18 protein-coding genes are annotated in these 25,498 nt (G+C 68.4%); 16 read left to right on the forward strand and 2 right to left on the reverse strand.

The window, feature by feature from the left end:
* Positions 1–7: 7 nt before the first annotated feature.
* Genes EIZ45_RS25550 through EIZ45_RS25585 form a run of 8 tightly spaced genes read left to right on the forward strand, consistent with a single transcriptional unit; the run spans position 8 to position 13,347 of the window.
* Positions 8–2,581, forward strand: coding sequence for an ATP-binding protein (locus EIZ45_RS25550; RefSeq protein ID WP_134662656.1), 2,574 nt, complete (start codon positions 8–10; stop codon positions 2,579–2,581).
* Positions 2,582–2,600: 19 nt separating this feature from the next.
* The gene (locus tag EIZ45_RS25555; RefSeq protein ID WP_134662655.1) at positions 2,601–4,646 is read left to right on the forward strand and encodes a hypothetical protein; all 2,046 of its coding nucleotides are present in this window, start codon (positions 2,601–2,603) and stop codon (positions 4,644–4,646) included.
* 1 nt (position 4,647) lies between these two features.
* Positions 4,648–5,802, forward strand: a complete 1,155-nt coding sequence (locus EIZ45_RS47520; RefSeq protein WP_134662654.1) for a C40 family peptidase — start codon at positions 4,648–4,650, stop codon at positions 5,800–5,802.
* Between the two features lie 45 nt (positions 5,803–5,847).
* Entirely contained in the window at positions 5,848–6,714 is an 867-nt protein-coding gene (locus EIZ45_RS25565) for a TnsA-like heteromeric transposase endonuclease subunit (RefSeq protein ID WP_205669874.1), read from the forward strand.
* Complete coding sequence (locus EIZ45_RS25570; protein WP_134662653.1) at positions 6,711–8,738, forward strand: helix-turn-helix domain-containing protein; 2,028 nt, start codon at positions 6,711–6,713, stop codon at positions 8,736–8,738. Before EIZ45_RS25565 ends, EIZ45_RS25570 begins: the two co-directional genes overlap by 4 nt.
* The gene (locus EIZ45_RS25575; RefSeq protein WP_134662652.1) at positions 8,735–9,781 is read left to right on the forward strand and encodes an AAA family ATPase; all 1,047 of its coding nucleotides are present in this window, start codon (positions 8,735–8,737) and stop codon (positions 9,779–9,781) included. The genes EIZ45_RS25570 and EIZ45_RS25575 overlap by 4 nt, the downstream gene beginning before the upstream one ends.
* Positions 9,778–12,789 (forward strand): TniQ family protein, encoded by a 3,012-nt coding sequence (locus EIZ45_RS25580; RefSeq protein ID WP_134662651.1) that lies wholly within the window; start codon positions 9,778–9,780, stop codon positions 12,787–12,789. Before EIZ45_RS25575 ends, EIZ45_RS25580 begins: the two co-directional genes overlap by 4 nt.
* A 6-nt stretch (positions 12,790–12,795) precedes the next feature.
* Positions 12,796–13,347, forward strand: coding sequence for a hypothetical protein (locus tag EIZ45_RS25585; RefSeq protein WP_134662650.1), 552 nt, complete (start codon positions 12,796–12,798; stop codon positions 13,345–13,347).
* 165 nt (positions 13,348–13,512) lie between these two features.
* Here the strand turns inward: EIZ45_RS25585 and EIZ45_RS25590 are convergent, their stop codons facing one another.
* The gene (locus tag EIZ45_RS25590; protein WP_134662649.1) at positions 13,513–13,995 is read right to left on the reverse strand and encodes an Imm26 family immunity protein; all 483 of its coding nucleotides are present in this window, start codon (positions 13,993–13,995) and stop codon (positions 13,513–13,515) included.
* A 341-nt stretch (positions 13,996–14,336) separates the two neighbouring features.
* On the opposite strand from EIZ45_RS25590, the gene EIZ45_RS25595 reads away from it, so the two are divergent.
* The gene (locus EIZ45_RS25595; protein ID WP_240690598.1) at positions 14,337–14,960 is read left to right on the forward strand and encodes a hypothetical protein; all 624 of its coding nucleotides are present in this window, start codon (positions 14,337–14,339) and stop codon (positions 14,958–14,960) included.
* A 33-nt stretch (positions 14,961–14,993) separates the two neighbouring features.
* On the opposite strand, the gene EIZ45_RS25600 is transcribed toward EIZ45_RS25595, so the two are convergent.
* Positions 14,994–15,380, reverse strand: coding sequence for an Lsr2 family protein (locus EIZ45_RS25600; protein ID WP_134662648.1), 387 nt, complete (start codon positions 15,378–15,380; stop codon positions 14,994–14,996).
* A 232-nt stretch (positions 15,381–15,612) separates the two neighbouring features.
* Between EIZ45_RS25600 and EIZ45_RS25605 the strand changes: the two genes are divergently transcribed.
* The 7 genes from EIZ45_RS25605 to EIZ45_RS25635 all read left to right on the forward strand — a co-directional run bounded on the left by EIZ45_RS25605 (position 15,613) and on the right by EIZ45_RS25635 (position 25,490).
* Positions 15,613–17,757 carry an ATP-binding protein gene (locus EIZ45_RS25605; protein WP_240690597.1) on the forward strand — a complete coding sequence of 715 codons (2,145 nt, stop codon included), beginning with the start codon at positions 15,613–15,615 and terminating at the stop codon, positions 17,755–17,757.
* 3 nt (positions 17,758–17,760) lie between these two features.
* A complete protein-coding gene (locus EIZ45_RS25610; RefSeq protein WP_134662647.1) occupies positions 17,761–18,621 on the forward strand; it encodes a replication-relaxation family protein in 861 nt (286 codons plus the stop codon).
* Positions 18,618–19,742 (forward strand): ParB/RepB/Spo0J family partition protein, encoded by a 1,125-nt coding sequence (locus EIZ45_RS25615; RefSeq protein ID WP_134662646.1) that lies wholly within the window; start codon positions 18,618–18,620, stop codon positions 19,740–19,742. The genes EIZ45_RS25610 and EIZ45_RS25615 overlap by 4 nt, the downstream gene beginning before the upstream one ends.
* A complete protein-coding gene (locus tag EIZ45_RS25620; RefSeq protein WP_134662645.1) occupies positions 19,739–20,866 on the forward strand; it encodes a DUF4417 domain-containing protein in 1,128 nt (375 codons plus the stop codon). Before EIZ45_RS25615 ends, EIZ45_RS25620 begins: the two co-directional genes overlap by 4 nt.
* A complete protein-coding gene (locus EIZ45_RS25625; RefSeq protein WP_134662644.1) occupies positions 20,863–21,174 on the forward strand; it encodes a hypothetical protein in 312 nt (103 codons plus the stop codon). Before EIZ45_RS25620 ends, EIZ45_RS25625 begins: the two co-directional genes overlap by 4 nt.
* Positions 21,175–21,186: 12 nt before the next feature.
* Positions 21,187–23,544 carry a hypothetical protein gene (locus tag EIZ45_RS25630; protein ID WP_134662643.1) on the forward strand — a complete coding sequence of 786 codons (2,358 nt, stop codon included), beginning with the start codon at positions 21,187–21,189 and terminating at the stop codon, positions 23,542–23,544.
* 227 nt (positions 23,545–23,771) lie between these two features.
* Complete coding sequence (locus EIZ45_RS25635) at positions 23,772–25,490, forward strand: hypothetical protein (RefSeq protein ID WP_240692034.1); 1,719 nt, start codon at positions 23,772–23,774, stop codon at positions 25,488–25,490.
* Positions 25,491–25,498: the final 8 nt, after the last annotated feature.

Consider the following 25,498-nt stretch of genomic DNA (forward strand, 5'->3'; position numbering starts at 1 on the left):
AGCGGAGATGGAGCAGATCCTCGACCTGAGCGGGAACCTCGTTTTCTGCGCTGACGGCTCGACCTGGGCCGTATGGCGGGTGCTGCCGAGGGAGAGCGCGCGTTCGAGCGGACGGCAGCTGCGGACCTTGTACGAGCGCACAGTGACGTTCATGAAATCCCTGCGCGGCCAACCGCTGATCGTGTCGCTGTGCGAACAGGCCCAGCCGCACGCGATCGTCCGCCGCTGCCTGGCCGGGATCGACGTCGAGACGAACCCGCACTGGGCCGAAACCGTGCACAACGCCTGGGACCAACTCGACGCCCTTGACCTGCTCGGCCGGACCTACTGGATCGCGCTCCCGCTGACGGGCCACGGCTGGCGGGACACCGCCGGCGGCCTGCTGCGCGCGACCGGTGCCGCGCTGGCGGCCAGTCTCGGTCTCCCCACGAGACCAGCGACAACCGCGGCCGTAACGCAGGCCAAGGAACGGGCCCGAGCCGCGGGACAGGAACTCGGCGGAGCGCTGCCGCTGCGCCCGGCGACGGAAGCCGAACTGCTGTGGTGGCTGTGCCGCGCACCGGTTCGCGGCGTGAACGAGCCACAGCTCGAGACCAGCGAGACCGTCCACAACACGCGAGTCTCGGTCTCGCCCCAGCGGCGAACCGCTCTCGCGACATTCCCGGCGAGCGTGCTCGACGAAGGCGGTCGCACCGACCACGACGGCCGCGGCCTCCTCGCGCCGCTCGCGACCCTGAACCGCCGGTTCCTCAAATGCCTGACCCCGTCCGACGACGGCGTCCTCGCGAGCTACCAGGCCTACCTCGTCCTCGCCGAGATGCCACGCGTCTTCACCTTCCCCGGTCACGAAATCCTCGCCCGGCTGGCTGATCTCGGGTTCGGCATCGACTACGCCCTTCGGGTCACCGTGAAAACCAACGAGGAAGCCCGAGCGGCCAACCGCCGCCGCACTCGTGACCTGATGGGACAGGACGAGGAGCATGCTGCCGACAGCGCCGGCGTGCCCGCCGACGTGCATTCCGCGCAGGAGGAGATCCAGCACAAGAACGCTCGCCTAGGTGCCAGTTCCACCGAAGTCGACCTCGAGGTCGGCGTCATCGCCTGTGTTTGGGGCCAGACCGCGGACGAGTGCGACGCCGCTGCGAAAAGGCTGCGGCAAACGTTCCTCGGCGGCGAATATCGATGGGAACGCCCGCTCGGCGGACAGCGCCAGCTCTACCAAGCGATGCTGCCCGGCTACCGCACCCCGATGGTCGTGCGCGAATGCAGCCAGAGCCTCCTCGCGACCGACGCCGCCATGCTCCTGCCGTTCTCCGCCACCGACTTCGGTGATCCGACCGGCGCGCTGTTCGGGCTTGCCCTTGACGGCGGGGCACTTGCCCCGTTCCTGCTCGACCCGACCTACGGCCCGACTCACGACTCCTCCGGCGGGATCGCGGTGGTGGGGGAGCTGGGTGCTGGGAAGTCGGTGGTGCTCAAGAACGTCGCCGCAATCGTCCGGCTCATGCTCGACGGTCGCGTCATCGCCATCGACCGTACCCGCAGCCGTGAATGGGTCCCGGTCGCCGACGCCTTGCCCGGCAACACCCAGGTCGTCGACATCGTCGACCCCGCGCTCGACGGCGAACGCGCCAGCAACGCCGAACTGCGCTGCTCGTGTGACCCGCTGCGCGTGTTCCGCGGCAAGACCAGCACCGGCATCGCCGAAATCTTCTTCGCCGCCTGGCTCGACCTCGAATCCACCTCACCCGAACGAGACGCGCTCGGCCGCGGACTCGACACCGTGACCTCCACAGCCGAGGCCTCCAGCAACCGGCTTATCGACGTCCTTGCAGCGCAAGGCAAACAAGACGTTGCCGCGCGTGCGTTGGCGTCGCGATTGGACCGGCTCCGGCACGACCCGATCACCCGCACGATCTTCGACCCCGACCTCCCGCCGGTCGATCTGCACACTGCGGACTTCGTCGCGTTCTGCACCCACGAAGTCCCGCTGCCCACCACGCTGGAAATGAGCAGCGAACGCATGGCCGCCCGCATTCCGCCGCGGAAACTGTTCGGCCGAGCCTTCCACCTGCTCATCGCCGCTATTGCGAAAGAAGTCTGCTTCGGCACCACCCGATGGGGAGAGTTCATCTGCGACGAGGCTTACAACGTCACTGGCACACCGGAAGGCCAGCAGATCGCCCTGGAATTCGTCCGCGACGGCCGCAAACACGGTGCCGACGCCGCATTCGGGTCGCATGCGCCGCAAGACCTCGGCGATGACGTCCTGCGCGGTCTGATTGCCGTCCGCCTGGTCGGCCGTCACCGCGACGACAGTCTTGCGCGCCAGAGCCTGGCCTGGCTCGGCGTCGACCCGGCCGACCCGCGCTACCACGACGCTGTCACCAAGGATCTCTCGCCGCTCAATCCCGCCGGAGGGGAAACGGAGCGCAAGGCCCGTGCGGGGGAGTTCCTCGTGCGGGACCACTTTGGACGGATCGGCAAGATCAAGGTGCTTCCGCAGCCATACCGGACTTTCCCGAAGGCCGTCCTGACCACGCCCACGGTCACGCGCAGCGCGAAAACTTCGCATTCCTGAATCGGACGTGTCTGGGCGCGTGCGTGTCCAGGATGTGCCCCGTCCCAACGTCACGGCCGCGTGCGCGGCTGTTCTCCTGGTGCTGCTGACTGCGGCACTGGCGGGTGCACCATGTGCGGCTGCTCAACAAGCGCCGCCGAAGCCGCATTCCTGTGAACCGTATCCCTATTGCGTCACCAACCCGGACGTCGTCGCGCCAGCTCCGGCTCCGTCGCCGGGCAAGCCCGTGCCGCCGAGCGAACCGCCGCCGCTTCCGCTGCTCGACCAGCAAGGGTACGAGGGGCACGGCAATGGGCTGTTTAGCATCGATGACGGCTACGGCCGCGATCTGCACAATTACGATCTTTTCGCGAATTTACCGTCGCTGCTGAGCGATCCGATGCCCACGATCTGGCTGTGGCTGGGGAACATGGGCTTCGCGGTCGGCAAGTACTCGGTGGGTTTCTCGGTGTGGTTCACCGAATGGTCGATGACCGCGGGCGTTGTGGACTGGGTGAAAGCCCCGGCGGAAAGCCTGGAACAAGTCTGGCAGACCTCGATCATCGGAGACCTCCACCTGCGGCAGATCGCCTTGCTGATCGCGGTGTGCTACCTCGGTTTCCTGTTCGTGCGCGGGTTCACCACCCGGGCGTGGCGCGAGATGCTGTCGACGATCGTGATCAACGCGCTCGCCGTCTCGGTCATCACACACCCCGTCGGGTTCCTGGTGGGAGATGACGGGGTGCTGAGTCTCAGCCGCGCGCTCGGCACGGACGTTAGCGCCATAGTGCTAGGCCAGCAGCCGGGCGGAACGGGGAACCCCGCGGCACCAATCGGACAGGCGCTGATCGACAACCTTCTCGTCACGCCGTGGGAGCTTCTGAACTACGGTTCCGCGATCACGGGCGACCGCAAAGCGGACGGAGCCTGTCGGTATTCGGTGAAGAAGGTGCTCGACGACGGCCCGTGGTCGGGCAAGGACGACAGCACCAAGGCCCGCGAGCTGGGCGGCTGCCCCGACCGATACGGCAAGTACAACGAGGTCGCCGACGCCGACCGCGCGTTCGGCGCGTGGGGCTACGCGATCGCGATGGTGCTGTTCGCCATCCTCACCGTCTGCCTGAACGCGATCCAAGTGCTGGCCCCGTATCTCCTGTTGTTCGAAGGACTGCTGCTGGCGCTGGCGCTCGTGATCGCGGTGGTCCCGGCCTGGCAGCACCAGCTCGCCTACCGGGTCAGCTCGATCGCGGCGACCGTCGCCAAAGTCTTGATGGGCATGCTGTTTCTGGCTGTAATGACAGTGATCGTGCGGTCGCTGATGACCGCCGATCTCGGCCCCGCGCTGGTGCGGTTCTCGGTGATCGACCTGGTCGTGTTCTCCGGTTTCCTGTTCCGCAAACGGCTTGCCGCCAATGTCGCGCGCGTGCGGTCGCGGGTGAGCGCGGGCATGCAGCGGCTCGGGCAACCGCGCACCGCGCCGAAACCGCTGCCGGAACCCATCGTGGCCCCCGGACCGCATCGGATCTCCCGGACGGTCAAAGCGGGGACAGACGCGTTCGCCGAGGCCGTCGCTCCGGTCGGGGAGCTGAAGAACCGGCTTGTGACAGCGGGAAAAACGGGCGGCAAGGCAGGAAGCAAAGTGCTGTCCTACACGATCGGCGCGCCGGTCTCGTGGCCGCGCGCCGCGCACCGGGCCAGCACGGCGCTGACCTCGAAGGGCAACGCCGCTAAAGCCGCGCTCGGACGGCAGGCCGCCGCAGCCAAGGCCTACGGCGTCCACTACGCCAGCGGACTCGGCACGATGTCGGGCGCGAGACCGGCTTGGCACGCCGTCACGACCGCGGCGGCCGCGGTGCAGGCGCGACACGGCGCGGCGGAGGAGAAGCCGTACCTGGCGGACGAAGTCGCCACCCAGGTCCCCGCGCGCATCGCGGCGACACCGACGTTCACCGGCACCAACCACGCAACACCGGCCGAGCCGAAATCGCCTCCTGACGCCACTTCGTTGCCGCCGGGCATGCTCGCACCGCCCGTGTCCTGGAGCCAACGCCTGCGCGACCGCATGAACCAGAACAAGGGGGCATGACATGAATCCGTTGCTGGCGCTCCGCGTTGCCGAGTACGCGCGCGACGCCTACCGGCAGCACCCGTGGCGATGGCGCATCCTCGCCGCACTTCCCCTGGCCGCGCCGCTGCTCGCGGCGCTTCTGCTCGCCGGAGTCCTGATCGCGATCGCCGACGATTCCAGCGGATCACCCGAAACACCAGCAGACGTGCCCGGCATCCCGCCTGTCATGCTCGCTGCGTACGCCCGCGCCGCACAGCGGGTCGCGCAGCTCCGCCCGGACTGCCGCGGGATGCGCTGGGCCGTCTTGGCCGGTATCGCGCAAGAGGAATCCCACCATGCCGCCGGACGTACGATCGCCCCGAACGGCGACATCACGCCACCGGTCCTCGGCCCACCGCTCGACGGCAGCGGCACCGGCGGAAACCGCACGCCGATCCGCAACCTCGACGGCACCTTCGCCCGTGCCGAAGGACCCTTCCAGTTCCTCTCGACCACCTGGAGCACCGTCGCCCAGGACGGCAACGACGACGGAACCCGCAACCCGCAGAACGCCTTCGACGCAGCGCTGACCGCCGCCGTCTACCTCTGCGGTCGCGGACCTCGAGACTTCGGCAAGGAAACCGACCTGCGCGACGCGATCTACTCCTACAACGCCAGCCAGGTCTACGTCGACCAAGTGCTGTCCGACATCCGCAACTACGACGCACTCCAACTCCACCGCGCAGCGGTGCACTCCCCGGCGAGCGGGCAGGTGAAGCAGGTGATCGACGCGGCGATGTCCCAGCTCGGCGTCACCTACGCCTGGGGCGGCGGCACAGCGGCCGGACCGAGCCGCGGCATCCGCGACGGCGGCGAGGCCGACCGGCACGGCGACTACAACAAGGTCGGCTTCGACTGCAGCGGCCTGACCCTCTACGCCTACGCCCGAGTCGGAATCACTCTGCCGCACCAAAGCGGAGCCCAGTTCGCGCTCGGCACCCGCCTGCCCAAGGCCTCGGGACTGGCCGCGCTGCGGCCGGGCGACCTCGTCTTCTACAGCCCCGGCATCATCCACCACGTCGGGATCTATCTTGGCGACGGTCAGATGATCAATGCTTTCGCCTCGGGCACCGTCGTTCGCAAGGACCCCGTCGACTTGCACGAGTACGCCGGCGGCGTGCGTTTGCTTCCCTAGTGCCGTGTCGAAATGTAGGTTCCCGATGATCTTTGCGTCTGTCCCGTGGATGTTGCGTCGGTCTTGCGTTTCCGCAAGGTCGATGGGATGGCGGCGGCGTGTTGGCGGTCCTGTGGGCTCTCCTGGCGGGAGGGTCTGGGCATGAGTGAATCCCGTTCTGCGGTAATGGTTTCGTCCGTTTTGCGGAGTGAAGAGTGTGTGGCCGTGCGGTATCGAGGCGAGGAGGGAGGGTTTGTCGACACGGTGCTGGGCCGGTTGCCGGTCGGGGAGGTGTTGTCGGGGCTTCCGGTGCGGGAGTTTCGGGCGTGGCGGGGACGTCGTCACTATTCGGGTTGGTATTGGTCGGCGACCACGGGCGGCCATGTGGTGTACGAGAGCCGGTTGGAGCTGGCGAGGATCCTTCTGGCTGACCATGATCCGGAGGTCGTGGGAATCGCTGCGCAGCCGTTTCTGCTTGAGGGCGTCGACGGTGGGCGGGTGCGGCAGCACGTTCCGGATCTGCTGTTGGCGCGGGCAGGCGGCGGGGCGGCGGTTGTCGATGTGAAAGCGGCTGCGCGGCTTGACGATCCGGATGTCGTGGCGCAGTTCGCGTGGACGCGTCGAGTGTGTGAGCGGCACGGTCTGGGTTTCGAGGTGTGGTCGGGCGCGGATGCGGTGCTGCTGGCGAATGTGCGGTTCCTGGCGGGCTACCGCAGGCCGGAGACGATTGACGCGGCCGCGGCGGCCGCGGTGCTGGAGGCGGTCCGGGTGCCGGCCCGGATCGGCGATGTCGAGGCTGGGCTGTCGGGTTCGTTCGTGCCGGGAACGGTTCGCGCGGCGGTTCTGCACCTGTTGTGGGGTTCCCGGTTGTCGACGGATTTGTCGCGGCCGGTGGACGGCGACGCGGTCGTGGGTCTTGGGGTGGCGGCGTGAACGCGCGCACGGTGACGGTCGCGGTGGGGGTGTCGGTCCTGCTCGACGGCGACGCGGCGCAGGTCGTGGAGTTCGACGGCCGACGGGTGGTCGTGCGTTACGCGGACGGCCGCTGTTGCGGGTTTGCGTTGGCGGAGTTCGTTTCTCGTGCGCGGGGCCTGGAACCGGCCGGGCGCGGGGAGCCGGATCCGGGTTTGGTGCTGGCCGGGTTGTCGGAGGCTGATCGGGAGCGGGCGGCGGTCCGTGCGGGGCATGTGCGGGAGGTGCTGACCGGGTACGCGTCGGGCCACAGCGGCACGGCGCGGCCGGGCGAGCCGCGTGCGGCTTTTGCTGCGGGGGCGTCGTTGCGGAGCCGGTATGCGGCGAAGGCGGCGGAGTTGTCGGTGTCGGTGCGCACCCTGGAGTACTGGGTCGCGGCCTATCGGGAGTCCGGCGAGGCGGGGCTGGTCGACGACCGGCGGCGGTCGGGTCGCGGGGTGCGGGTGGATCCGCGGTGGGACGCGGCGGTTCGTGCGGAGCTGGCGGCGGGGGTGGAGGCGTCGACGCCGACGCGGTCGGCGCTGCTGGCGCGGGTCGCGGAGCGGGTGGAGCGTCTGCACGGCGCGGGCGTGGTGGCGGTGCCGGCGAGGACGACTGCGTATCGTCGGCTGGCGGAGCTGGCCAAGGGCACCAATGCTGTCAGCGGGTCGGCGAAGGCGCGGCGGTCGATCGCGGCGCGCCCGGCGGGGGTTTACGGCCGGCTGCGGGCGAGCAGGCCGGGCGAGTACCTGATTCTGGACACTCAGGACCTGGACGTGTTCGCGATGGAACCGGTGACCTGCCGGTGGGTCCGGGCGCAGCTGACGGTCGCCCAGGATTTGTTCGACCGCGCGATCGTCGGGCTGAAAGTGACCGCGGTGTCGACCAAGGCGGTGGATGTCGCGGGGGTGTTGTTCGAAGCGGTCACCGGCCGCGGCAGCGGCCGCCCGTCGCTGGGTCCGGTGCGCGGGCTGCCGGATCATCTGGTGTTCTCCGAAACCGGGGCTGCAGCGGAGGTCTGGTGTCCGCCGGAGACGTTGGTGGTCGACCGGGGCCGGGCGTTCCTGTCGGCGCACGTGATCGGGGTCTGCGCGCGGCTGGGCATCTCGGTCCAGCCGGCGCAGCCCTACAAGCCGACCGACAAGCCCACGGTCGAACGGTTCTTCCGGTCGCTGCGGGAAGGCCTGATCCAGCACCTGCCCGCCTACAAAGGGCCTGACGTCCACAGCCGCGGGACCGGCCTGGAAGAGGAGGCGTTCCTGTTCCTGCAGGAGCTGGAGGACGTGATCCGGGACTGGGTCGGGTCGGTCTATCACCGCAGTGCCCACGACGGGCTCGCGATCGCGCAGTGGCCGGGGACGGAGCTGTCGCCGAACGACATGTTCGCCGTCGGCGTCGCCAAGGCGGGGCTGCTGCGGATCCCGGCGCAGCCGGAGCTGGCGTTCGAGTTCCTGCGGGTGGCCTGGCGCACGGTCCAGCACTACGGGGTCGAGGTGGACGGCCGCCGTTACAACGGCCCGGTTCTCGACGGCTACCGCAACGCGCGCAGCCCCTACGGGGGTGTCTGCGCGGGGCGGTGGCCGGTGCGGGTCAACGACGACGACGTCCGGGCCGTCTATTTCCAGGATCCGGCCGACGACAGCTGGCATGAGCTCGCCTGGGAGCACGCGCCGTCGCTGGGGAGCCCGTTCTCGGCCGAGGCCGCTGCCTACGCGCGTCGGCTCGCCGTCGGCGGCGGCCGGTGCGTCGATCCGCACGAGGCGCTGGGGCAGGTGCTGGCGCGCTGGGGCGCCGGGGAGGTTCTCGACCGGCGGGAGCGTCGGATGGCGGTGCGGTTGTCGGCCGAGCGCAGCCATTTGCAGGCGCTCGCCGAGGGCGAGGCCGCGCAGGCGGTTCCGCTCGCGCAGGGGCAGCTGCCTGGTCCCGCGGTGAGCGGGGACGACGACCGGGACGGCGAGATCTTCGACGACGTCGACGGTGTCGAGGCGTTGGAGGTGCTGGAATGAGCGGCGCCTACAGCTTGTCGCGCAAGGAAGGGTGGCGGCGGTTCGTCGAGACCGCGCCGCGCACGCGCCCTGATGCGCTGACGGCGGCCGGGCTCGCCGCGCTGGGCGCAGAGGCCCGCGAGGACTACGACGAGGCCCGCCACGACTGGCACGCGAACTTCGGCGTCATCGCCACTCCGCAGCTGCGCGCGGTCCGCGACGAGCTCGAACTGATCGTCGCGTCCAATCGCCAGGATCCCGATCGCGTCCGCGGTTCCGCGGTCATCGACGGGCTCCCGGGGCTGGGCAAGACCACGATCGTCAACCTGTTCGGCCGCGACTTTCAGCGCCGCGCGCTGCGCCGTCACGGGGAACTGACGAGCGAGGGGCACGAGCACGTTCCGGTGTTCCGGGTCGGCCTCACGTCCAACACCACCCTGCGCACGCTGAACAAGATGATCTGCCAGTTCTACGGGCATCCCGGTTCCGACCGCGGCAGCGCCGCCCAGCTGGGCGCGAGCGCGCTCGACTGCGTGCTGTCGTGCGGGACGCGTGTCGGGATCATCGACGACATCCATTTCGTCAATCAGCACAGCCGCGACGGTCTCGCGGTCAGCAACCATTTGAAATGGTTGGCCAACGAGATGCCGGTGACCTTCGTCTACGCCGGAGTCGGGCTGGGCGAGCGCCGGTTTTTCGACGAGGGGCTGTCGGGTCCCTCGGCCGCGCTCGCGCAGACCGCGCGGCGCTGGACGCGCTTGGAAGTCGGCCTGTTCGACCGCGGCCGGAGCTGGCTCGCCCTGGTCAAAGCCCTTGATGCGCAACTGGTTCTGAGCGCGCACCGGCCGGGGCGGCTGGCCGGTCTCGCGGACTACCTGTTCGACCGCACCGGCGGCCACATCGGCTCCCTGATGACGCTGGTCGTGCGCGGCTGCTGGAAAGCCATCCGCACCGGCGACGAGGCGATCACGAGGGATCTGCTGGACACCGTCCGCATCGACGAAGCCGCGGAAAAAGCTTGCCGCGCACAGACCGGCGCCCCGAACCGACGGGGGCGGCCGTGAACCACGCGATCACCACGCTGCCGTTGCGGGTCCCGGTTCTCGCGGGCGAGAGCCTGGACTCGTGGCTGCACGCCCTGGCGCAGCGGCACAACAGCTCACCGGGCCAGCTGCTGGCCGCGCTCGGCCTCGGCCGCGGGCAACGCTGGATCCGGCATCTGCTCGACGAACCCGACCCGCGCCTGCTGCAGCGACTCGAGCACGCCGCCGGCCTGCCCGCCGGGCGGCTGCAGACAACGCTGGGAGCGGGCATCGGACCGGCCGCGACGGCGCCTCGGCTGCCCTCGCACGGATCCCGGTTCTGCCCCTCGTGCCTGGCCGAGTCCGGCGGCCGCTGGCTGCTGTCGTGGCGACTGCGGTGGTCGACCGTCTGCCTGCGCCACGAGCGCCTGCTCGCCGACTGCTGCCCTGAGTGCGGCGCTGTCGCGAGGCGCACCCTGGCCGGCGGGATCACCGCCGCGCCGGCCACGGCCTGTCCGGCCATGCCGGTCCGGTCCCGCCGCTGCGGCGGCGACTTCGCCGCAACGCTCACGCCCGCGATTCCCGCCGCGGTCGCGGACGCGCAACGCTGGATCGACCGCGTCGTCGCTGCGGCCCGGACAGCCGACGGCGACCCTGCGGCACGGACGTCGGCCGAGAACGTCGTGGGGGACCTGAACTACGTCGCTGCCTGGCTGCTGAACCTCGACGCCCGCCGGCTGCAGCGGTCGGTCCGCGAGCTCGACCCGCTGCGCCGGGCCGGCCCGCTGCCCCGCAACGGGCGCGCGCCGAAAATCGACGCGGCGCTGGCGGCCGTGCTGCTGCAGCGCGCACATCTGATCCTCGGCGACGACGAACGGGCCGGGATCGCCGAACTCGCCTCGACGGTCTCCGGCCAGCCGGTGTCGCGGCGACTTCCGCCGCCGGGCGGACCGGACCGGCAGTGGGCGGCGACGTCGCCGCTGCTGGCCAACAGGTATCTGCGCGCGGTCGATGCCGACCTGATCGCCTCGGACCGGCTGCGGACGAAATCGCCGACCTCGCTCGCGGCGCACCCGGGCGCGGACCCCGCCACGCGGGCGAGGCTGATCCCGCAACAGCTCTGGCCGGACTGGTCGGGGCGGCTGCTGCCCCCTGCCGGGCACCACGCCGGATTGTTCCGCGCCTGCATCGCGACATTGCTGCTGGTCCCGGGCGCCCGCACCCGCAGCATGAAAACCGTTGCCGCCGCGCTGAACCCGCGCATCACCGGCACCCACATGACCACCGCCCTGCAGGATCTCTCCCCAGTCGGTGGCGAGCCGGTCCTCGACCACGTCCTGATCCTGCTCTGCCGCATCGCCGACCACCTCGACCGCGACGGAGCGCCGATCGACTACCAGCGCCGCCGCGACCTCGTCCCGGCCGACCCGATCGACTGGCCGACCTGGCGGGATCTGGCCTACTCCGCACGCGCGCACCCCGGCGACCTCCGCCCCGGACGCCGCAGCCGGCTGCTGCACGCCCAGCGGCACCTGCACCACCTGCTGACCGGATCCGACCTCGACAACCCCGCCCAGCCGCTGCACTTCCAGAATTCTTCCGACCGCGCACAATTCACGCGGTTCACCACCACGCTGACTCCGCAGCTGCGGAGAGCGCTGCACCAGCACGCCGAAACCGTCCTGAACGATCTCGGGATCGACGAGCCGCCCACCTGGTCCCCGCCCGGCGACCTCGCCGCCGGCCTGACACTGCCCGGCATCGACCCGCACACGCTCGACACCGACAAGATCAGCCGGCTGCTCGTCGACGAACAACGACCGGCCGCGGAGGTCGCCGACCTGCTCGGCGTCCACATCGAACACGTCCGGCTCGCACTGGAACGACTCGATCTCCAGCCCGACGAACCGGCCGCCGCCCTCCACTGGCGTCGCGACCGGGACGCCGCACGGGTGCTCACCCCCGAGTTCTTCGAACGCGAGTACGTCCAGGGCCGCCGCACACTCGCCGACCTGGCCGCCGAAACCGGATTCAGCCGTGCCGTCATCGTCCGCCACGCCCGCAGAACAGGAACCGTCCTCGGCGCGAAGGGCCGCCGGTCGATCCCGATCGACACCGACTGGCTGCGGGCCCAATACCGGGACCGGGCGCGCTCGACCAACGACATCGCCGTCGAAATGGGCATTTCGGCTGCGACGGTCCACAAAGCGCTGACCGAGTCGTCGATTCCCACCCGGCCGCCCGGCGTCGGCAGCCGCACGGAAATGATCACCAGCCTGGACAAGAGCGTCCCGGCACTCGTCCGCGCTGCCGTCGAAGGCACCCTGCACGGCTGGCAACGCCTGCACCGCTTCAGGATCGCCATGGACTTCCCGACCATCGCGACCGCCGCCAGCTACCTGCACATCGTGCCCAGCACACTTGCCCACCAGTTCGACGCGCTCAAGAAATCCCTCGGAGCACCGCTGCTGCACCGCGCCGGAGGCCGCCGACCCCATAAGCCCACCAGCGTCGGAGAACAGCTGCTGCTCGACCTGGCCGACCCGCACGTCCAGCAACTCATGAACGCAGCCCTGCCCCACGCCCCGCACAGGCCCGACGACAACACCCTCGAACAAGCACGACGACTCGCCGCCGCGCCGGCCAAACCACCGCGAACGCGTCCCTACCCCGGCATTCCCGTTGCCCGGCTGCGCATGACCCGCGCCACCCTCGCCGTCCTGGCAGACCTTCGCTCACACCACCCTGCCGAGTTCTACGGACACGAACTGCACCAGCGCATCGGACTCCACCACGGCACCCTTTACCCGCTGCTCAAACAACTCCACGCAGCAGGTTGGCTCACCAGCCGCCCCGAAGACGAAGCCGAATGGCTCGCCGGAGCCCCACCCGGCCGCGGACCCGGCCGCCGCCGCACCTACTACCAACTCACCCCCGACGGCCTCCGCGCCGCCACCCACGAACTCCACCAACCCAGAAGAAACCGCAAACCCAACGGGAACCCGCAACGCAACAACGTTGGGAACCACGATGAACGACCCAGCACATGACCGGCCATGCCGCAAACAAAAGCCGGAACCTACACGAAACGCGGAACCGTCATGCTCTGCCTCGGCGGCGTCTTCGCGGCCGGAAGCATCGTCGTGTTGATCCTCGGTTTGAGTCCTTCCACTGGCGATCCTTCTCGCCCCGTCTCATCGCGAGTCACCCCTGCTTCCTGTCTGTCGTCGTCACCGCCGACGCGTGATTCCTCTCTCGGGCGACTGGGCGATGGCGACCTCAACCGGGCCTTGCGCACGTCTGAGCCGACCAACCTCGATCGGACGCTCGAGCAGCCTCTTCTCGCGCTCGCGACTGAGGTGCTGCTGGCGGACCTGACAGGGGTCGGCCGAGAACGCTTTCCGGACTATCTCCCGGGAGGACCGACAATCCAGACCTATCGGGAAGCACGCGTTCAAGCTGCCGTTGCGCGACGTATCGGCGACACCACGGTCGAGACGCATCTGCTCTGGGCTGGCATCAGCCCGGACGGCCAGCACCTCGAGCGCCAAACTGCGGTGATCCGGCTGCGGTACCTCAGGCAATCCTGGCGGCCGGTGCGCTCCTGAGCTGGCTCGTGAGACTGCACTGGCTGCGCGGAGCCGTCATGGTCTTTGCTCCACAGGGTCCCTGTGACACCGAGCGCCGCTCCGCGCAGACGGCGCTGCGCTCGGCCTCGAAAGTCAGTAGCGGATTTCCTGTCGTGACGGTGTCGTGACGCTTGGGCAGGTTTGCTAGGTCAACAGCTTGGTGAGCCGCTGCTCGACGATTCCTGAACCGGCGAGCCCGTCTTCGGGCAGTGTCGCTGCTTCCTCGGCGCTGATCCGCTGTTGGGTCGGGTGGATGCCGGGATCTTCGTTCGGGTATTCGCGGCGCACGTAGCGGTCCGGGATGAGTGCGTCCTTGTGCGTGAAGGCCGGCATCGGCCAGTCGGCGCGGTTCCAGTCGGGGGACTGGCCGAGCACCAGCCAGGTCCCGTCGTGGAGCCCGACGTCTCCGAATTGGCTGAGCCAGATCGCGTCACCCGGCTGCAGTCCTTCGACGTCGGACAGCAAGGGTACCGAGCCGCGGGCCGGGCCGAAGAAGTACCCGAAAAAGATCGATGGGGACTTCCGGGTGCTCCGCGCTATCATGCCGAGCGCGTACTTGCCGCGCTCGAGCGGTACCGCGAACCAGTCTCCTTCGCGGTACTTCTGTTTCGCGCCTCGCCGCGTCATCCGAGCTCCCCATGAATTTGCAGTCAGGCTGATAGGGCGGATCTTGTTGAGAATCGGGCGGTGGACATCGTACAGGTACTGCTCGAGCCCTCGGGCAGTCTCGTAGTCTTACGTCTCGTGTTCTGGACCTAGAGTTCGCAAGCGATCGACGAGGCCATTTAATTCTACTTTTATCGGCGAGTTCGCATCAGTTGCAGATGAAATTGAACTCCCAGGACATTCCTGGACTCTTCGGCCGGAAGAACCGCAGCTGACGTTGTCTCCCGGCGACAGTAGGCGGCGAATCGAGCTGGGCGTTCTTCGACCTGTCTCCCAGGCCCGTTCGAAGAGAGGAGTCGCACGTGTTGATCTTTGCCGTCGGGGGATGCCTTGGCTCGGCCGTTGGCCGTTCGCCCGAGCTGATCCCGAAATCAGCGCAATCCGCTGGTCAGTGGCGCTGGGAAAGGCTTGCCCATAAAGCCGACATGTTCTCCCGCACGCAGGGCCGTCAGGCCATGCAGGAGAACGGTGCGCCGCAGGCGCTCGATACGGACCACCTGCTTGCGAGCGCCGCGCTGTGGTGGGTGACCGCAGCGGTGGTCGCGATCCTGATCGCGGTCTTTGTCCTCCACCGACACATCCGTTCCCGCCACCTCCGCTCTCGTGTCCGCTACGACCTGCTGCCGACAGCCGCCTTCGACCCGTCGCTGCCTGCCGTTCTGGCTTTCGCGCACCAGTTGGGCCGGGCGCGCCCGGTGCACGGCTGGGTGCCGCGCTCGGTGGTCGGCGTCCGGGTCCGGTTCGGCACCGACCCGGAATTCGGGAAGATGATCATGAGCATCGAAGGGCGGGAGTCCATCGCCGGTGTGCTGAACAAGCTCAGCTATCCGCAGGTGGAAATCCGCCGCGCGACGCCGCCCGGCGACGGAGAAACCACCCTCGCCGATGGAGGAGAGACCACCCCGGGCGGCGTGCCGGAGAAATGACCCCGACGGCCGCCGCCCGGGACTGCTGACGCTCTACTTCGCAGCGGCTTTTTTCGTGGTGCGGTTGCGGCGGGGTTTCTCGTCCTGCTTCAGGCTTTCCTCGTAGGCGGCGACCACGTTGGCCGGGATGCGACCGCGTTCGGAGATGGCCCAGCTGTTTTCGACGGCCCACGTTCGGATGGCCTTGGAGCGCTCGCGGTCCTCGGTGGTTGGTGCGGCCGTGGCGGGGCCGGCGGTCTTGCGGCCGCCGGTGCGGCGGGCGGCCGCGATGAACGACGCGAGTTGGTTGCGCAGGGCGGCGGCGTTGTCGTCGGAGAGGTCGATTTCGTAGTGGGCGCCGTCGAGTCCGAAGGGGACGGTCTGGCTGGCTTGGGTGCCGTCGAGGTCGTCGATCATCTCGACGAGGACTTTCTGTGCCATGGCGGTGATTTCTCCTGGGATCGGGGAAGCGAGCGATCCAGACCATAACAAGTGGTCCACTGTGGCCGGTCGGCGGCAAGAATCATTGCGGCCGGTCGTGGCCTTGTCTCCTCAGCGAACCCGCGCGGATGGAGGGGATCGACATGGCTGAGGGAGCGTTGCGGAACGTCGGATGGCTGGGAGGAGAAGCGTCCGCCCCGGTGGGTGCGGCGTGAGCCGGGACGGTGTTCACGTGGCGCGTGCCGAGTTGGTGCTGGCGCGACCGCCGCAATTCGCGTTGAAGGCGTTGCCAGTCCGGCCGGACGATCCGTTGCAGTCGTTGGCGAACGCGCTGGGCGACGTCCGTCCGGATCTCGGCGAGTCCGTCGACGTATGCCTGGACTTGGTGCCGCTGACCCCGGCGCGGATCCGGCATGTCTCGCGGAAGCACCAGCCGTCGGGCGATTCCGCAGGTGTGTTGCGCGCGGTGGGTGACGGGCTCGCGGAGGTTGTCGGCGCGTTCCTTCCGGCAGCGCGCGGGCAGGGACGGTTCTCCTCCCGGCAACCGGCACGGAAGCCAGTGCCGCAGAACAAGTTCCTCACCGACGAGCCCGTGTTCGCGATTCAGCTGCTATTGCGGTGCGCGTCGGAGATCCCCGGACGGGCCGAGGCGCACCTGCGGAGCGTGATCGGTGCGTTCGATGTCTACCGCGGCGAGAACTACTGGCGTTTGCGCGGCGTGCGGTTCGTCGGCCGGCACCTGGGTGCAGACCTGCCGGTGGTGCGGTGGTTGTTCGACCGGCGGTTCGCGAGCGGACTGGCGAAACCTCGTCGTGACTCACTGGTCACGGCGAGCGAGATCGCTGCTTTGCTCAAGCCGCCGTCGGGCCGGTGTCTGTCTCCGGTGATCGCGCGGAGCCGCGGCTGGGTTCTGCCTGCGCCGCGCGAGGTGCCGAGCTACCGGCCGGACGCCGGTCTGGTGCGGCTGGGCTACGTGACCGACGTGAACGGTGAGGAGCGCCTGGTCGGTATCCCGAAGCGGGAGTTGCTGTTCTCGGCGCGATTCGGCAAGGCCGGGTTCGGAAAGACGGAAGAGGCGCTCGCGCAGGCGATCGAGATCGCCCGTGCCGGCGGCGGGATGTGGTTTCTCGACCCGCACGCGGACGGCTGGCAGCGCGCGAAGCCCTATCTGTCGGACCCGGAGCTGCGGAACCGGCTCTGGGAAATCAATCTCGACGTCCGAGGACGCGGGAAGCGGCTGCCCGGCTGGAACCCGCTGAGCATGCAGGGCTACGACGAAACCGACATCGAGGACCGCGTCGACGCAGTGGTCACCTCCTTCGCCGCGGCACTGAGCTGGGGTGACGCCGCACCGCGGGCGAAGTCGATCCTGACGAAGGCGTGCGAAGCGCTCTGCTACGTCGCAATGCGGGTTCCGGCCGAGTGCGCGCCCACGATCTTCCAGATCCCCACGTTGCTGGACGACGCGGACTGGCGCGAGGAAATCCTGGGCTGTCTGCGGCCGAGCGTGCGCAGGTACTGGACTGATTCCTTTACCCGGCTTGCTCCGGATGCGACGACGGTGGTCACGAACATCATCAACCGGCTCCGGACCAGCCCGACGCTGTCGGCGTTCCTGGGATCGTCGGTCACCACGTACGAGGTCCGGAAGGCGATGGACGCGAACCGGATCGTGTTCGTGTGCACCAGCGGGGCCGGCGAGACGAGCAAGCTGATCACCTCGTTCATGATTTACGACCTGTTCCGCGCGGGCCGGTCGCGCGCGAACACACCCGTGGAGAAACGCCGCAGGTTCGACGCGTTCATCGACGAACTCGCCGCGGTCGACGGCGCGGCTAAGGGCTATGTCGCGGCGATCCTCGAGCAGATGCGGAAGTTCCAGGTCCGGCTGCACGTGATGAACCAGATGCCCGACCGCCTCGCCGCGGAGACCCGTCGTGCGCTGCTGCAGAACCAATCGCTGCTGATGACCAGCGCCGCGGCGATCGACGGCGCCCGCACGGTCGCGCGCGAGTTCGGAGGTCTCGTCCAACCGGCCACGATCACCGAACTGGAGCAGTTCCACCACGTGGTCACGGTGACCCTGGGCGGGCAGCGGACGACGCCGTTCAAGATCCGCGGCCTGCACGTGGACGACGAGTTCGCCGAGCACTTCCACCCGGAGTGGAACGACAAAGTCGACGAATGCCTGGACCGCAATCTCCGCCGCCGCCCGATCGGCGAGGTCCTGGACGAACTCGAAACCCTCGACGAACGCATCATCGCTGCCCTGCACGGCGGAGAACCGCCCCGATCGCAGCGCGGCAGGCCGCCGGGGCGGGGGAGCGGGGCCGCTGTCGATCTCGACGGCGGCGAGATCGAGTCCAGTGTGGAGTGACGGATGGTGCTCGATCCGTTCCAGCTGCAAGCGCTGCTGCTCACGTACTGGCACCGGCTCGTCTCGACCGATCAGCTGGGGCGGTTGATCGCACCGGGCCTGCCGTTGCGCACGGTCCGGCACAAGCTGGCGGTCCTGCGTCGGACGGGCCTGCTGGATGCGGTGACCCGCGAGCACAGCCCACGAGCCTGGTACGCCACGGCGGACGGCGCGGCGATGGCGGAGGTGTCCGACGCGGTCGAGCCGAGGCAGTACCGGGTCGCGGATCCCGAGGTGGCGCAGGTTCTGCTCGCGCACAGTCTCGACGTGGTCGAGACTGGTCTCGCGTTCGTCGAGACCGCCCGTGCGCACGGCCATGACTGCGGACCACTGTCCTGGACGCCGGAAGTCGCGCACCACCGCGACGGCCGCCGCGCCACGGTCATCGCGGACGCGGTCCTGCACTACGTGCTCGACGAGGGAAGCCGTTCTCAGCGCATCTTCTTCCTCGAACTCGACCGCTCGACCATGCCTGTCGCGCGCCTGGCGCAGAAGCTCGTCGCGTACGTGCGCTACCACGACTACGTGCCCCGCCGACCTGGCGCGAGCCCGGTCTGGCGCGCCCGGTACCCGCGTTTCCCCCGTGTCGTGATCGTCCTGTCCGGTGCTGCGGAGCACGTGCTAGAACGCCGGCTCGCAGATCTGCGCGCTCACGCGCAGGCACTGCCTCCGGTCGCGTCAGCTAGTGATCGGGTCGATCTGGTCGTGACGACGTTGCGGCGGCTGCAGAACGAAGGGGTGCTCGCCGACGTCGCCGTGCCCATTCTCGGCACGGACACGCGCCGCCGGTCGTTGTTCGCGCCGCTCCGCGGGAACACACGATGAACAGCGAAGAAGCAGGGGAGGCTGTCCAGCAGTTCGGGTTGTCGCCGAGGTTGCGGCAGCGTCGATTCGCGCTGTTGCCGTTGCGCGGTGAGGGCACGGTGTTCACCGAGTCGCAGGGGCGGCTGCCCGGGGATACGACCGCGCCCGCGGATCTCGCCGACCTCATCTCGTCGATCTCGACCGTCGGTGTTTTGCAGCCGGTGCTCGTCGAGGAGGTCGCGTCGCGGGAAGGCCGCGCTCCGGCGATGAAACTCGCGGCCGGGGAACGCAGACTCCGCGCGTGCCGCTGGGGTGCGGTGCACCGGCCGGACAATCCGCACTTCGCCGCACTGCCCGCAGTCGTCTGCCCTGGCCCGTTGTCGGACGAGGAGCGGCGAATCTGGCAGCTGGTCGAGAATCTGGCCCGGGAGAACCTCCGCCCTGGCGAGTTGGCCGCAGCCCTCGTGCTCGACCGGTGCGCGGTGTTGCTGGGCAAGCTGCTCGCGGGCGGACACCCGGTGCCTGCCGAGGTCTATGCCATCGACGACCCGATCGCCCGCTTCGCCGCGATGGAACGCATCCGCGGCAGCGACCGCAGCTGTGCCGCCCCCTGGTCAGAGGTCCTGACCAGACTCGGCCTGCAACTCACTCCCCGCAAGGCACGCGAGCTCGTCCGCGCCTTCGCCGAGATGCCACGCGAACTCGCCGAGGAGATGGATGAAGCCAAAATCAGCCTGCACACCCGTATCCGGTTCATCGAACTGCGTCGCGGACGCGAGGATGCCGCCGAAGAAATCTGGGCCGCGGTCAAAGAAAACGGCCGGATCCGGCTGCTCGGCACCGCGCTCGCGCACGCCAACGATCGAGACCTCTCCGCCGAAGAGGCCCTCGCAGCGGCCGAGGAAACACACCAGCACGCCGATGAGGCCCGCGCCGCCAAGCTCCGGGCTCAACCGGCCGACGAGTACCTCGCCGAGGAGAAGGCACCGCCGGTGGACCAAACACTGGTCGACGCGGCGCTCACCGCACTTCGTGCGCTCGTGCATGCGGTGTCTGCCGGAAACCGGCTGCACGAGCACGACGCCTCGTCCCTGCGCTTGCTCACCGATCATCTCGCCGACAATTCAGGGAGTACGCCGTGACCGTATTTCTCGGCCAGCCAGGTTCCACCGCGCCCGCCGCTGCCTGCGATTGCCGCCGATGTCCGTGGTACTCCGGCGAGGACGCCGAGCCCGGCGTCACCATCGCTCCGTTGTGCTCCGGCTGCAATTCCGACTGCAGCTACTGCGGCTGTGCCCGCGCCGACCTGCCTGGCCCTGCTCGGCAATCGGCGTGCGGCGCTTGCCCGATCCGATGCGGTTCCCGCGTCGACATCCGCGCCTGGATGAGCGACGTCGGCGGCACCTTGGAGTTCGACGACATCGAGTTAGCCGGCACGCTGCCTGCCGGGCTGCCCGCGTTCATCCCGCAAATCGACGGCTCGCGCCAGGACCAGGTCGACGCCGCACTGCACTGGCCCGCCTATGCGGTCGGCCTGCGGCGGGTGTTCTCCCTGGCGAGCCACGAGATCTTCCCTCGCTGGCGAACCGGCGAAACCGCGGCCGAGGTTCTCGGTCTACCGCCCTCGACGCTAACGGTGTTCTCCGGCTACGGCGAGGACCCGCTCGTCGAGATGTTCTGGACTGTCCGCGACCGCGAACGCCTCATCGAGCGGATCGCCACGCTCAGGTTCGACCTCGTCCTCGCCCCGAACTTTTCGGTCTACGGGAACTGGCCCCGAGCGGAGCACCTGCTGAACATGCGCAGGTCGTTGCTGATTGCTGCCGAATTCGCCGACGCGGGAGTCTCCGCGGTCCCGAATCTGTACTGGTACCGGCTCGAAGACCTCAAGCGCTACGTCGACTGGCTCGGAACCGCGGCCCCGCCGGCCGTCGCGATCAACCTCCAGACCGTGCGGGAGAGCGGCAACTGGGACACCTGGACCCTTCCCGGGCTGCACTGGCTCGCCGAGAACCTTCCGACTCAGTTGCCAGTCGTCCTCACCGGACTCTCGCGGCGCGACCGGATCGCCACCGCGGTCGAACTCTTCGGTGAACGGCTGGTCCTGGTCAGCCAGAACCCCGCCCAGTACGCCCTTCATGGGGCCGTCATGACCGAGGAAGGCCGCCGCGACCTGCACGCACGGACTGCCGACGCGTTCGCGCAATCGGTCCGCTACATGGCCTCCCTTCTGCCCCACAGCACCGTTCCCGGCGGTGCCCGATGACACGGCACGTCTGGGTCCTCCTGGCCTGGTCCTCCGAGTACGGCGCGGCGACAACACCGGTCGGAGTGCTCGGCCTTGACCTCCTCGACGCAGCCGAGGTTTTCGTGGAATGGGTGCCTCGTATCTACGAGCCCGCGACCCTGTGGCGGCAGCGGATAGCCGGAACCTCGGCTGACGAGATCGCCATCAACATGGGGATCTGGGAGAACTCGCCCGTAGCGCCGGCCGCGCGCGTGGAGTCGTTGAGCGACGGAGGTTTGGCCGAGGCGGTGCAACGGCAGGTCGACGACCTTCTCGCCAGCGGCTGATCACCAATTCCGATGGGCACGAACTCCAAGGCCTCCCACGCCGTCTACGCCATCGCGCCGACGGCTGGCGGCGTCGTGCCAGCCGAGGCTGTCGACGCACCGGCCGAGGAGTACCCGCAGCACCTGATCGGCGTCATCGCACATGAGGAAACAGCGGAAACCGACGCGGAAGAGGCGCTCGAAAAGCTGGCCGTGCTGGCAGCCGGCGGCGATCCAGAAGGCCCGCCGGAGTTCGACTTCGCGAGCACAGCCGACCACTACGACGCAGTCACAGCAGCCGCGGAGGATGTTATCGCGGCTGCCGGCGCGCTCGATCCGGAACAAGCGAACGCGCTGCAGCAGAAGACGCACGAGTTGTGCAGGCAGTTCCTGGCGGGTCTCGAGCACGAGGACCTGCTCGACCTCGCCGGCAAGAACGGCTTTCAGTATCCCGAACTGGCAAGCCTGGACGAGACCGCACCGTCGCCGCTGACCTTCTGGCTCGACCCGGCCGCCGCGGACGACGAACAGAAAAAGACCATCCAGGCGATCGCGCTCAACCGCCACGCGCTCCTGATCGCTGGCGGCAGCGTGGGCGGCAAGACAGTGGGCGAGTGGTACCCGGCCGCACCGGAAACCCTGGCGGACAACACATTCGCCGCGCACCTGGCAGAGGTGGCGCAGCATCAGCAACAAGGCGGAGCGGCTCTCGCGAGTTCGATCGCCGCCCTCATCGACGAAGAGAACAAGTTCGTTGCCGCACATGCCTCTCCGGAGTTGATCGAGGCACACCGCTCCCAAGTCGACGCCGCCCTGACCGCCGTGACCTGGGACCAGCTGGCGCCGGCGATCGCGCAGGCCCAGGCCTCGGGATCGCTCGACGACACTGCAACGCAGGTTCTCGGTCCGCACCAAATGCTGAAGCTGCTTCGCACGTCGACCCCCTCGGCCGAGCACACTGACCTCATCGCGATCGCAACCGCGCGAACGGACCAACTCAAGTCCGCCAGCGCCCTCGCGGAGGAGCTGAAGGGCCTCGCAGCGGGTCAGCCGCCCGCACTGGGGGCGAGCGGCGGCGAGCAGGCGGCGCTCGAGCTTCTCGCGAAGACTCGCGATCTCAACCAGCTCGTCAGCGAGATGGGCGCCTGGAACAGCCTTGCCCCGGCACCGGACTATCAGAGCACCCTCAAGCCTTGCCATGCCGCTCTCGCAGGATGGCTCAAGGAACAGAAGCTGACCGAGCTGCGAGAGTTCCTGACGCACAACGGAATTCTGGACAACGCCGCCAAGATGTCGCGGTCCAAGCTGCTCCTGGCAGTTCAGCAGCACATCGGCACGGACAAAACGATGGCCGGCGCGCTCGCCACCACCATCAAGGGACAGAACAAACCCACCGCGCCGTCGCCGACAGCCAAGCCGACCAGCTTCGTCTACATGGCGGCAAACCCGAAGAGCGCGTTCGGCCACCAGCACGCCCAGATGGTCGCTGCCCTGCGCGCCGCACAGTCTGCGCAAACAGCCACACCACAGCCCGTCGACGCCGCAGCAGTCGAGAACTGGGACTTCGGCTCGGGAAAGCCCGCCGCACTGGGCGGAACCCACCCCAAAACCGTCCACACCGGACCCGACGGAAGGACCTGGCTCGCCAAACGCGAAGGCACGCCCCGCGACGGCGCGGTCACGCACGCCGAGGCCGCGGCGTCCCGCATGCTCGCCCGCGCGGGCTTGCCGTGCGTCCCGGTGTACGCGTCGAAGATCGACGGAATTCCGGTGAGTCTCCAGCCGATGCTCACGGGTGCCAAGGAAATGTCCACCCAGCCTGGTTCATGGACTCAGGCAGACGTCGACTCCCTGGTCCGGCTCCACGTCGCGAACTGGGCGCTCGGCAATCACGACGGGCACAGCGGGAATGTCCTGCGCACGAATGATGGGGGTCTGGTCCCCATCGACCTCGGTCAGGCGTTCAAGAACTTCGGCCGCGACAAACTCAGCCTCGACTACCGGCCCTACACCAACCCCCTGCACCACATGGCTTACGACGCTCACCTCAAAGGCGGGCTGGCGAAAGGCGTCCGCGTCGATCCTTCAGCTGCCCACCCGGTCATCCGAAGCATCGAGTCCATCCCGGACGTCGAGTGGCGCGCGATGATGCACGAAGCGGCGCATCGCGGCGCAAGCCAAGCGATGAAGTGGTCGCAGCCAATGCGCGCCCGCGCCGCGAAGAAGCACGGAGTCCCCGAAAGTGCCGTGACCAAAGACCAGATCGCGGAGGCGCTCCTCGACACCGCGGTCGAGCGCAAGAACAACCTGCGCAAGGACTTCGTCCAATTCTTCACGAAAGAACTCCAGCTCAGCTCCGCATCGGCCCTCCAGTACCTGGGCAAGAGCTGATGGGCACCAACTCGAAGACCTCGCACACGACGTACTCCGTGTCTCCGACATCGGGGAGCCCGGTTCCGGAAGCACCTGCCGGAGAACCGGTTCTTCCGCCCACAGAAGCCACTTTTGCCGGCCAGACGGCGTTGACCCAGATTCCCGAAACTCCCGAGACCGGGCAAGCATATGGCGAACCGGTTCTCGTCGGAAGCGACGACCTGCTGGCATCAACGGCGACGCTGGTGACCTATCAGAGTGCGGACGGTCCGCGCACAGTGCTCTACGCTCGCCTCGACGAAGACGCCGAGGCGAAGCTGCTCGACGCCCTCGACGTAGGTTCGAACCTGGTCGCCAAAGAGGTGGAGCAGACGGTCCAAGGCCGGGTTCCGCTCGACGAAAAGAACGAGCTGGCGGAGAAGCTCATCAGTACGGCGAAGAGCGTGAACCACCACATCACCAACGAAGACCTCACTCCGGGGCACGCACCGGCAACCACCGTCGCCAAACTGGACGCTGCGAAAGCTGCGCTTTCCGCAGTGATGGACGCCGCCGGCGAGAACCCCGGTGCGGCCGAAGTCGAGATGCTCCAGCACTACCAGAACAAGCTCGCCGCGCTCGATCATGCTGTGGCCACCGCCACCAAAATCGCGCAGGTTCAACCCTTCACCTACGAAGGGAAGACGCTTGCCACCATGATGGTGCCGTCCACGCCGGCCGACGCGACGAGCGATCACGCCGTCGCGGCGCTGAGGGACGCCACCCGCATCAAGCCGACGCTCGACCCCGAGACCGGTGAAGCGAGCTGGAACGGCACCGAAAGGTGGACCGACGTCTCGGCCAAGGAATATGCCATCGAACTCGGCGACGGTTTCCAAGCGGTGTACCGGCCCTACAGCCTCAACGATCCGAAGACGACCGAGTACTCGCTGCGCGGCCGCCTGGAAATCGTCGCACCCGCCGGTCAGGGCAATGGCCCGGAACTGGTGAATCGGCTCGGCCAACTGCACCTCGCCAACCGGCCGATGAGCCCGGAGGAAGGAGAACACAGCTATCTCAACGCCAACGTCGTGGCCCAGAACCTCGCCCAGAACACGAGCATTCAGGAGGCTCGCAAGACCGGCGACCACCTCGAGGACATGGTCCGGCAGGAACTGTTCCACGAACGAGCCCACGAAGCAGTCGGCATGACCGACGCTCAGCTCGCGCACTTCGCGAAGGAACTCCAGCTCGAGGCTCATACGCGAGCACTGCCTGCGAAAGTCGGAGTCCTTCGCGACGCAGTCGCCCAAGCCACCGGGTTCGCCGACGGCACGGCTCTCGCCGCGAGCCCCGGCTACGATCCGACGCCGCGAAAGGTCGGCGGTTGGTTCACCTGGAGCCGGTTCGACGTCGGCAACGCCGCGGACAAACTCGCCAGCGCCGCCGAGGGGAAGTCCCTCGTCCATGCGAGCTCCCCGGACGGCCTGCGGATGATGCTGAAAACCGGGCTGCTCGCCTCCTCCGAACGTCGGCTGACGATGGGAACCAAGCGCTCGATGGGCAAGAGCGAAGACGTCGACAAGCTCACCGGCGGGGCCAGCTCAGTGTTCCTGCGGGTACTGAAGACGCCGACCTCCACCGAGCCCCACCCGCGACTCATCTGGGACGACCCATCGCGTCTGCTCGCCCGCACTGACTACTACGGTGCCAACGCCGACACCTTCGGCGTCATCAACCCGGCGAAAGCCTCCGAGTACTCGAACGGGAACCCTGCGACGCGTGACCCGTTCAAGATAGCCAAGTTCACGAACCCGTCGAACGAGGTGATGTTCGGCGACGGCATCGATTTGCTCGGACCGGAAGGCCCCAGCAGGATTAGCTGCGGATCGGAGACACTGCGCAACGAACTCCACTCGATGCTGGCCGCCAAGGGCGTCACTCACATCGCCGGAAAGCCCGTTGGCGACGTGGTCGTCTTGTAGCGGAAGGA

The organism is Amycolatopsis sp. CFH S0740, from assembly GCF_004522315.1.
Taxonomy (GTDB): Bacteria; Actinomycetota; Actinomycetes; order Mycobacteriales; family Pseudonocardiaceae; genus Amycolatopsis; species Amycolatopsis nivea.